Genomic DNA, 3,628 nt, shown 5'->3' with positions numbered 1-3,628 from the left:
ATAGATGTTTTTATAGATAATTTTTGTGCAATATTTGCTTATTCTTAATATTTCCTGAGCTTTTAACCACATTGCATGAATATTGTTGAAAACTCATTGCTGTATGCGTTTCAATAGGCGCATGAGTATGAATATGAGTGTAAGCAACAAATCAATTGGCGTTAAGCAGATTGATAAAAATTATAACAATGGCGAAGCTGTAGGCGCATTTAGAGATGTTAAACGTTATGTTTATCCTCCTCAAGTTGCAGATAAATCTATATACGAATCTGCGTCTAATGGTGTAAAAAGCACGCCTTGTATAGCTGACGATCATACTGTTATGACTTTTTTGCCTAAGAGTTCTCAAGATGTGGAGAGTTTTCAACACACTGAACGCTCACAAGATATTTCTATTAAGCATAAGTCTTGCATGTTTAATAATTCTGAAGAAGATAATCTTATTGCGCGTGATTCTTTAGATCCGTTGCCTAAAAATATTTTAGTTGGAATGTCTGCTGCAGATGGCATTGGGCTAAGCACTTCGCTATCTATTCTTTCGCGCTATATAAGTGAACAAGGTCATAGTGTTGCTCTTGTAGATGCTGATTTGACTCATGGTGGTTTAGACGTTCTGCTTGGTTTGGAATCAGATGAAGGCCGCAGGTTGCAAGAAGTTGATGCTTCTTTAGGTAAATGCGATGGCTATGTGTTACGCAATGAGCTATTGCATTGGGACAATGTGGATGTTTTAGCATTTTCTCCATGGCATGGTAAGTATCCTGAACCTTGGGTTTTAGAGGCTGCTATTAGAGGTTTAGCTGATGCTGTTGATGTAGTTATTGTAGATATAGGTTCTGGCGAGACTGCTATGAAGTCTTACCATAATATTCCGCAATTTATTGACAGTGCGACTCTTGCTGCTGTTGAGCTATCTGTGCTTGATTTAGCAAGGTTTAGAGCGTTGCTACAAAAATTAGATACTTTGTGTGATTCTGAAGTAAAGTTTAATAAATTTGCTGTTGTTGGATTGTCTCCTCGTGGTTTAACGCAAAAATCTTATGTTTTAAGTATCGATGAAGCTTCTGAATATCTATCAACTACATTTCTTGGTTCTTTGCAACACGATGCTCGCATGTACACCGACATTATAGGGGGATATGGTATTCGAAATGTGCCATCTTCAATGAAGGAAACCATGAAACGCATAAATAATTGGCTTATCGGAGATGTTATATCAAATACAAAAAATGCTGTAACTAAATATCGTCGTTCGCAATATCGTCGTTCGAAATACTCAAGAGGTAAATATGATCGTAAATAATATTCGTGATATCGATTTTGGAATTCTGCAGGAATTTGCCAATGATGTAAGAGTTACAGACATGGTTGTAAGTGAGTCCGGTCGTGTGTGGGTAGATTGTGGGCAAGGTCTCAAGGAACGCGCAACTCGAGTTCCGCTTAACAACCCTGCTTTGTTAAGAGAATATGCTGTATGGCTTTGTGCACAATTAGGCAAAAGACTGGATGATGCGTGTCCTATTGCTGATGCTTCAAGTACTTCTGGCATTCGCATACATGCTGTTTTAGCACCACTTGTATCTCAAGGAGCAGCATTGTCAATTCGTTTTCCTTCAGTTAATCGTTATGATCTTGTTTCTTTAAGCGATCAAGGCATGTTTCCAAAAGAATTGTCTTGTATTCTAAGCGTTTTAGTTAAAAAGCGAGCAAATATAATGATCACTGGAAGTACTGGATCTGGGAAAACCACACTTATGAAGGCTTTGTTGGCTGCTGCTGATTGCGAAGATCGTATTGTATCTGTTGAAGAAATTAGAGAGCTCGGCGAGTTGACACAAAATCATGTTTCGTTAAGTGCGCGAGAAGCTAATGTAGAAGGTGTAGGAGAAATTGGCTTATCTCAATTAGTAAAAGCAACATTAAGAATGCGCCCGGATCGCATTATTCTTGGTGAATGTCGTGGGGAAGAAATTGCTGATTTGTTGAGAGTGTTTACTTCCGGGCATAAGGGTGGAATGACAACTCTTCATGCAGATGAAATAGAAAAAGTTCCCGCTCGTCTTATGGCATTAGGGTTATTGGCTGGGTTGGAGCCTGCAGCTTTATGTGCTTTAGCTGCTGGAGCATTCGATGTTGTTATTCATGTAGAGAGATCCTCTAACGGGCGTCGAATGATCAAAGAACTCGGTATTTTGCAATACGCTTCTAGCGCTTCGTTGCTGTGTGGCATTCCAGTTTTGCAATTATCTTGTGGAATTGACGGCAGTATTGTCATGAAATTTTTGCCTGCATGGGTTAAGTTTTCAAATTATTGGAATCTTCCCGAAAATATGGCCAACATATGTGTTGACAGTTCAAATAATTAGTAGTCGATTGTGTTGCTTGGAGCGTAAAAATGGATATTGAAGAAGTTCTTGCTGGAATGATTGCTGCATTACGTTCTGGTTCTACTTTTGCAATGATTGTTCACAGTGACTCTAAGTCTCAACAATGTATTTGCAGTAGTGCAGTTAATACAAAAATTATTTATAAATGGCTTTATGAACGTTGTTTTCCAAAGAATCGCAATATGAATAAGAATCAACGTCGTCAGCTTGAAAAACATATGCATACTGTTTCTGAAAGTCTTATGGCTTCATATGAATTGAGTAATACTCTTGGTTGTGCTATGGCAGAATGTGTGGAAGCTACGGCAGCGTCATATCATGCTCAGAAGCGTGCAGAAGATTTACGTGCTGACGTAGCTGCAATGCCAAAAGCAACAATAAAACTACTTACTGCTCTACCTATTTTGGCTCTTTTTGCTGGTGAATTATTAGGTGGGCACCCTATTTTGATGTTAATTACAACAGTAAATGGATGGATTTTATTAACAATAGGTGGAATATGTTATGGATTGGGTTTGGCATGGGTTAGTTCTATGTTGCAAATATCTCAGCATGCAATGGATGCTGCCTCGCTGGAAGGCTGATTTATGGAATCCACAAAGCAGCTTTTGTTTATCATCCCATTGTTTGTTGTAATTGTTTGGCAATGGGTGAGTTTGAAATTAGAGTGCGATTCATTAGATAATCGTATGCGTTTTAACAGTAAAATTATGCTAGTTAAGTACGAATGGCGTAACTCCAAAGTTTCATATGTAGATCCTCTTCTTGGTTTACATATGATTATTGTTTCACTTCGTAGTGGTGTTGCTATTACTAGGGCTCTTAGTGCTGTTGGAGAAGTGTTTCCTTGTGGTCAAGGCATGTGGCTTTGCTCTGTTTCCAATGCTTTACTTGCAGGAGATACGTGGCATGAAGCATGGTCTTCTACTTATACTAAACAAGATAATTTTGAATTAGAAAATAAATCAAAATTTACTAATCGTAAAAACTTAGATTCTTCAGAAATATTAGCTAGATGGTTAATGACATCTTTAAAAGAATCATGGTGTTATGGTTCATCTCCAGTTCCTGTATTGTCTGCACTTGCTCAACATTATGAGATAAATATGGCCAATATTGCTAGACAAGAAAGTTCTAAGTTGTCTGTGCGATTGCTGCTTCCTGTTGGATTATGTTTTTTGCCGTCTTTTATATGCATAGGAATTTTGCCAACAGTTATGTCGCTTATGCGCTAGCTTTTT

The 3,628-nt window shown here is 38.1% G+C and carries 4 protein-coding genes; all 4 read left to right on the top strand.

From position 1 onward, the window contains the following. Positions 1-127 precede the first annotated feature (127 nt). Genes A5295_RS05675 through A5295_RS05660 form a run of 4 tightly spaced genes read left to right on the top strand, consistent with a single transcriptional unit; the run spans position 128 to position 3,622 of the window. Complete coding sequence (locus tag A5295_RS05675; RefSeq protein ID WP_064622109.1) at positions 128-1,303, top strand: hypothetical protein; 1,176 nt, start codon at positions 128-130, stop codon at positions 1,301-1,303. Further along, on the top strand, positions 1,290-2,366 hold the full coding sequence (locus A5295_RS05670) for a CpaF family protein (protein ID WP_004110032.1): 1,077 nt from the start codon (positions 1,290-1,292) through the stop codon (positions 2,364-2,366). The genes A5295_RS05675 and A5295_RS05670 overlap by 14 nt, the downstream gene beginning before the upstream one ends. Before the next feature lie 29 nt (positions 2,367-2,395). Continuing rightward, positions 2,396-2,971 (top strand): type II secretion system F family protein, encoded by a 576-nt coding sequence (locus A5295_RS05665; RefSeq protein ID WP_004110029.1) that lies wholly within the window; start codon positions 2,396-2,398, stop codon positions 2,969-2,971. Positions 2,972-2,974: 3 nt separating this feature from the next. After that, entirely contained in the window at positions 2,975-3,622 is a 648-nt protein-coding gene (locus tag A5295_RS05660) for a type II secretion system F family protein (protein ID WP_004110027.1), read from the top strand. Positions 3,623-3,628: the final 6 nt, after the last annotated feature.

This window comes from Gardnerella sp. 26-12 (genome assembly GCF_001660745.1).
In the GTDB taxonomy this organism is placed as follows: domain Bacteria; phylum Actinomycetota; class Actinomycetes; order Actinomycetales; family Bifidobacteriaceae; genus Bifidobacterium; species Bifidobacterium swidsinskii.
The sequence above is the reverse complement of the archived record's forward strand: the minus strand, read 5'-3'. Positions and strand labels throughout refer to the sequence as shown.

Bases quoted from the DNA above. Each gene is read 5' to 3' on its own strand.
- A5295_RS05675 (WP_064622109.1), top strand. From the start codon at position 128: ATGAATATGAGTGTAAGCAACAAATCAATTGGCGTTAAGCAGATTGAT.
- A5295_RS05670 (WP_004110032.1), top strand. From the start codon at position 1,290: ATGATCGTAAATAATATTCGTGATATCGATTTTGGAATTCTGCAGGAA.
- A5295_RS05665 (WP_004110029.1), top strand. From the start codon at position 2,396: ATGGATATTGAAGAAGTTCTTGCTGGAATGATTGCTGCATTACGTTCT.
- A5295_RS05660 (WP_004110027.1), top strand. From the start codon at position 2,975: ATGGAATCCACAAAGCAGCTTTTGTTTATCATCCCATTGTTTGTTGTA.